The 5,922-nt window shown below is 76.2% G+C and carries 4 protein-coding genes; 3 read left to right on the top strand and 1 reads right to left on the bottom strand.

Annotated features, from left to right (window positions below; translation table 11 throughout):
• Positions 1-2,860 (bottom strand): SDR family NAD(P)-dependent oxidoreductase (locus tag ACFU6K_RS28940; protein WP_380667912.1); only part of this gene is annotated, 2,860 nt, incomplete at its 3' end.
• Between the two features lie 286 nt (positions 2,861-3,146).
• On the opposite strand from ACFU6K_RS28940, the gene ACFU6K_RS28935 reads away from it, so the two are divergent.
• The 3 genes from ACFU6K_RS28935 to ACFU6K_RS28925 all read left to right on the top strand — a co-directional run.
• Positions 3,147-3,905 (top strand): thioesterase II family protein, encoded by a 759-nt coding sequence (locus ACFU6K_RS28935; protein ID WP_380667911.1) that lies wholly within the window; start codon positions 3,147-3,149, stop codon positions 3,903-3,905.
• A gap of 252 nt (positions 3,906-4,157) precedes the next feature.
• The gene (locus tag ACFU6K_RS28930) at positions 4,158-4,895 is read left to right on the top strand and encodes a Crp/Fnr family transcriptional regulator (RefSeq protein WP_380667914.1); all 738 of its coding nucleotides are present in this window, start codon (positions 4,158-4,160) and stop codon (positions 4,893-4,895) included.
• A 94-nt stretch (positions 4,896-4,989) separates the two neighbouring features.
• A partial coding sequence (locus tag ACFU6K_RS28925) for a hypothetical protein (protein WP_380667909.1) occupies positions 4,990-5,922 on the top strand: 933 nt, incomplete at its 3' end.

Raw genomic sequence — 5,922 nt, 5'->3', positions numbered from 1 at the left:
GCGCCTGCCGGGCCTCCGCCCGGGGCAGCGCGCGCAGCCGGGCGGCGAACACGGTGTCCGCCGCGCCGTCGGCGGCGGCCGGGTCGCGGAAGAGGACGCCGGTGGTGTCCCGGGTGGCGACCACGGGGGTGTCGGCGCCGCCCAGCGCGGCGTCCAGCAGCGCGCCCAGCTCGGCGTCGGAGACGGCGCCCGGGTCGGTGGTGTCCCAGGCCAGCGACACGGCGTGCCGGCCGGTGGCGCGGCGGTGCTGGGCCAGCGCGTCCAGGAACGCGGCGCAGCCGCCGTGGTCGCCGTGGTCGCCCTCGTCCGCGCCCCGCAGGGCCCCGGTGGAGGAGACCAGCAGGAAGGCCGTCAGGTCGAGCCCGGCGGTGAGCTCGTGCAGGACCACCGCACCGTCTACGCCGGTCCGCACCCAGCGGTCGGCCTGCCCGCCGGCGGCCAGCCCGGGGGAGCCGGCCGCGTGCACCACCGCGGTGAGCGGGTGCTCGGCCGGGACGCCCGCCAGCAGCTCGGCGACGGACGCACGGTCGGCGGCGTCGCAGGCGGCCAGGGTGACCTCCGCCCCGGACTCACTGAGCTCCACGGCCAGCGCGGCCGAGTCGGGGGTGGTGGAGGCCAGCACCAGGTGGCGGACGCCGTGCTCGGCGACCAGCCGTCGGGCGATCGCGGCCGCGGCCGTCCCGTCGGCGCCGGTGACCAGCACGGTGCCGTCGAGGCGGCGGCCGGACGCGGCGGCGGTGACCGGCACCAGGCGGGGCGCCCGCAGCACCCCGCCGCGGACGGCGAACTGCGGCTCGCCGGTGGCCAGACCGGCCGGCAGGGCGGCCGAGGAGGCGGCCTCGCCGTCCAGGTCGGCCACGGTGAAGCGGCCGGGGTGCGCGGTCTGCGCGGCGCGCAGCAGCCCCCAGAGCGGAGCCTGCGCCAGCCCCGGGACCTCCTCGCCCGGGTGCACGGCCAGCGCGCCCCGGGTCAGCACCACCAGGCGGGTGTCCCGCAGCCGGTCGTCGGCGAGCCAGCGGGTCAGCAGTTCGGCGGCCTCGCGGGCGGTCCGCCGGGCCGCGTCCGCGACCGGCTCCGGGCCGGACTCCCGGTCGGCGGCGGGCCAGGGCAGGTAGACGACCTCGGGCGCACCGGCCGCCGTGAGCTCCGCCAGGTCGGTGTAGCGCTCCACCGCCAGGCCGTCCGGTCCGTCCAAGCCGTCCAGCCAGTCCGCTCCGTCGGCCCGGCTCCCCAGCAGCGCGGCGCGCACCGGCTCCACGGGCCCGGCGGGCAGTGGCACCCAGTCCATCCGGTACAGCGACTCCTGCCGGACGCCCCGGGCGCCGAGCAGGGTGCCGGGCTGGTCGAACAGCCGGTGCCGGGTGACCTTGCCCGAGGCGGTGCGCGGCACGGCGGCGATCGCCCGGACCTCCTGCGGCACCTTGAACCAGGACAGCTGCTCGGCGCAGGCGGCGAAGACCAGTTCGGCGTCGACGCCCTCCGGCGCGGCGACCACGAACGCGACCGGCACCTCGCCGAGCACCTCGTCCGGCCGGCCCGCCACGGCGACGTCCAGCACGCCGGGCACGGCGCGGACGACGTCCTCGATCTCGCCCGGGTGGATGTTCTCCCCGCCCCGGATGATCAGCTCCTTGCGCCGCCCGCTGATCGTCAGCTGGCCGCCGGCCGCCCGGACCGCCAGGTCGCCGGTCCGGTACCAACCGTCCCGCAGCGCCTCGGCGGTGGCCTCCGGCCGGTTGTGGTAGCCCCGCATCAGGCTCGGCCCGCGGACCCACACCTCGCCCTCCGTCCCGGGGTCGGTGTCGATCCCGGTCTCCGGGTCGACCACCCGCACCTCCAGGCCGGGGACCGGCAGGCCGCACGAACCGGAGACCCGCTCGGCGCCCGGCGCCTCGGTCGCGATCGCGCCGCAGGTCTCGGTGGAGCCGTAGCTGTTGAGCAGCGGGATGCCGAACGCGTCCTCGAAGTCCCGGGCCAGCGAGGCCGAGGTCACCGCGCCGGTCGACAGGCAGACCCGCAGCCGCGGCAGGTCCGGGCGGCCGGCGTCGGCCTCCCGCAGCAGGTGGTGGTAGAGGGCGGGCACGCCGGCGAGGAAGGTGTACGCGTCGCCGCGCAGCTCGGCCAGCACCTCGTCGGCGGAGAAGCCCGGCATGATGTGGGCGGTCGCGCCGGTCGCGGTGACGCCGACCACGCAGACGATGTGCGCCAGGCTGTGGAACAGCGGCAGCGGCCAGAGCACCAGGTCGTCGCGGGAGAGCCCGAGCAGCGGCGCGTAGCAGGACGCCACCGACCACAGGCAGCTGCGCTGGGTCGACAGCACGCCCTTGGGCGCGCCGGTGGAGCCGGAGGTGTAGAGCATGAAGGCGGTCTCGTCCAGGCCGAGGTCGTCGCGCGGCGGCACCGGGGGCTCGGTGGCGGCCAGCTCCTCGAAGGACGGCAGGTCCGGCGCCGCCGCACCCGAGACGACCACCAGCAGTCCGGGCCGGTCGGCCCGCAGCCGCAGCACCTGCTCCAGGTGCCGGGTGTCGGTGACGACCACGGCGGCCCCGCTGTCGTCCAGGATGTGGGCCAGCTCCTCGTCGCTGGAGTGCGGGTTGACCGGGACGGCGACACCGGCGGCCCGGACGGCGGCCAGGTACGCCTCCACCACCTCGACACCGGCGTCCAGGTGGATCGCCACCCGCCCGCCGCGGTCCAGGCCCAGGGCCGCCAAGTGGCCGGCCAGCCGTCCGGTCCGGAGCTCCAGCTCGGCGTAGCCCACGGACCGGCGGCCGTCCCGGAAGGCAGGCTTGTCGTGCAGCGACGCGGCCTGGGAGCGCAGCAGTTCGGGCAGCGGCCTGATCAGCTCGGTACGCGGCATGTCAACGGCTCCTTGGGCACGCGGAAACAGCACGGGAGGCTGGGGACTCCCGGAGAACAGAGAGGGGTGACGCATCATTCGGTATCCCGTGGCAGTCTCGTCCAGCGGTCGGTACGGGCCGCACCCCTACGGTTCCCCTACGGGCCCTTGTCCCGGCCGGCTCCGCCGCAGGAGAAGGGGGGTGGTGGTGAGGGGTTGTCCGGCCGTCCGGCCTGCACCAGGCTCGGAGTGGGGAGGACCCGCCGGCGGGGCGAGGACCCCGTCCAGAAGGGACCACCGGAACACCATGACGCTCACCGACGGCGCGGCCGACAGCTGGATCCGCCGCTTCCACCCGGCCCCGGACGCCCGGGTCCGCCTGGTCTGCCTGCCCCACGCGGGAGGATCGGCGAGCTACTGGTACCCGATGTCCGCCGCCACCGCGGCCGAGATCGAGGTCCTCGCGGTCCAGTACCCGGGGCGGCAGGACCGGCGCCACGAGCCCTGCGTCGAGACCGTGGAGGCCCTCGCCGACCGGGTCACCGAGGCGCTGCTGCCCCACCGCGACCTGCCGCTCGCCCTGTTCGGCCACAGCATGGGCGCGGTCGTCGGCTTCGAGGTCGCCCGACGCCTGGAGGACCTCGGCACCCCGCCGGTCGCCCTGTTCGCCTCCGGCCGCCGCGCCCCCTCCCGGCACCGGGACGAGGACGTCCACCTCCGGGGCGTCGACGGCATCGTGGCGGAACTCCGCAAGCTGGACGGCACCGACCCGCGGGCCCTGCAGGACCCGGAGCTGCTGCGGATGATCCTCCCCGCGGTCCGGGCCGACTACAAGGCCGTCGAGACCTACCGCTACCGGCCGGGCCCGCCGCTCTCCTGCCCGGTCGACGCCCTGGTCGGCGACAGCGACGAGAAGGCGACCGTCGACGAGGCCGGGTCCTGGCGCGACCACACCACCGGCGGGTCCGCCCTGCACGTCTTCCCCGGCGGCCACTTCTACCTGGCCCGGCACCAGGGCGAGATCGTCCGCGTCGTCACCGACCGCCTGCTGGCGCCGACCTCCTGAGGACGCCGGCCGCCGCGAACGGTACGTCGCTGCGGGGGCGGGGGCGGGGGCGGGGCGGAGGCGCGGGGTTGCGGAGCCGGCGCCTCCGCGAGCGGCCCAGGGCCCTTCCCCGCGCGCCACAGGAGACTCATTCACCCCCTGCGCACCATCTTGGGTGCGTTGTGGCGGCTTTGGCCGAAATTCGCCTCCGGCAGGTCTACGATCTCCCAACGTCGGACCGAATCAAGGCCGTTGACGATCTTTGGGGGTGGCATGGGCCTGCTCGGCGATGACCTGCCGTTCGCCCGTACCCTGAGCGCGCACGACCATGAGGCGTTTCTCGCACTCGGAGCCCCGAAGGCCTACGCTCCCGGGCGGCACCTGGTCACGGAGGGGGACCGCACCACCCACGTCCTCCTGGTGCTGGCCGGCTGGTCCATGGTCTACGTGGCCACCGACCGCGGGGCCACCCGGCTGGTCCTCGGCCTGCGCGGCCCGGGCGAACTGGTCGGCGAGCTGGCCGCGTTGGACGAGCGGCCGCGCAGCGCGACCGCACAGGCGCTCGGCGCGGTCCAGGCGCTCGTGATCCCCGGCGACCGGTTCCGGCGGTTCCTGGCCGAGACCCCCCGGGTCGGCAGTCAGGTGATGTCCCAACTCGCCTCGCGACTCAGGGAGTCCGACCGTGAGCGCTCGGCCTTCGCCTCGCTCACCGTGGTGCAGCGCCTGGCCAGGCGCCTCGTCGAGCTCTCCGCCACCGGCGCCACCGCCCGGACGCCCGACTCCCGTGGCCCCGGCGGCGGTTCGACCGCCGTCGTGCACCTGGCGCAGGACGACCTCGCGGCCACCGTCGGCGCCACCCGCGAAGCGGTGGCCAAGGCCCTGAAGCTGCTCCGCGACCAGAGACTGGTGCGCACCGGCACCCGGATGGTCGAGATCCTCGACCCCGCCCCGCTCCTGCTGCTCGCCCAGGGGCCGTACGGGCCGGGAGCGGGGGGCCGTCCGAGCACCTGAGACCCGAACGCCTGGGGCCGGCGTGGAACCGGACTCCGGGCCCGCATGTAAAGCATCACAGACAACCCGGCATGCGGCGCCGGATTCTGGCGGCATGTCGAAGACAACCGCGGGGGTGACCGTGCTCGACCACGCAGTCGACGCCGTGTACAAGCTGGTGGTCAGCGTGGACGTCCGGAGGTCCGGCGCCTACGACGACGCCAGGAAGACCCGGATGCGCCGGCGGCTGTACGCCGTGATCGACCAGGCGTTCACCGAGGCCGGAGTGCCGGCCGGCGCCGTCCACCGGGAGGACCGGGGCGACGGCATCCTGGCGGCCCTCGGCCCCGACATCCCGCCCGCCCGGATCCTCGGCGTCTGGGTCACCGAGGTGCATGAGCAACTGCGGCAGCTGAACGCGGAGTTGGCGATGCGGCTGGGGCTGCGCATAGCCCTGCACGTCGGCCCGGTGATGCACGACGCCCAGGGCATCAGCGGCCACGCCGTCGACCTCGCCTGCCGGCTCGCCGATGCGGAGGCGGCCCGCCGGCTGCTCGACCGGGACCGGGCCGACCTGGTCGTGGTCGTCTCCGACTCGCTCTACCGCGAGGTGGTCTGCCACGGCGGCCGTTTCGTCGACCCCGAGGACTACGCCCCGGCCCGGCTGCGCCTCAAGGACGGCGCCACACCGGCCTGGGTCCGGCTGCCCGGACGGCCCCGGCCGGCACCGCTGCCGGACGACGGGGGGCCGGAGGAGCCCGGCCCCGACGGCCCGCCCGCCGGCCCGCCGGACCCCGCACCGGGCGCGGCGCCGGGCGGGGCGGACGACACCCTCGCGGCCCCGCGCGCGCCGGGCGGGGTGAACGTGGGGGGCGATGCGTCGTTCAACGGCGGCAACGTCTACCAGGGGCCGGTGCACATCGGCCGCACCGTCAGGGGGACGTACCGTGCCTACGCCGCTGAACGTCGTCAAGGCCCCCGAAGTGAGCCTGTGGTAGCCGCCGTTGGGCGACGACCGCCCCGAGGCCGGCGCCGATGCGAGCGGCTC

This window comes from Kitasatospora sp. NPDC057512, from assembly GCF_042802135.1.
Lineage (GTDB): Bacteria > Actinomycetota > Actinomycetes > Streptomycetales > Streptomycetaceae > Kitasatospora.
This window is presented reverse-complemented; position numbering and strand designations above follow the sequence as displayed.

What these genes read in the sequence shown, in the direction of transcription:
- ACFU6K_RS28935 (WP_380667911.1), top strand. Translation starts at nt 3,147, where the DNA reads ATGACGCTCACCGACGGCGCGGCCGACAGCTGGATCCGCCGCTTCCAC.
- ACFU6K_RS28930 (WP_380667914.1), top strand. Translation starts at nt 4,158, where the DNA reads ATGGGCCTGCTCGGCGATGACCTGCCGTTCGCCCGTACCCTGAGCGCG.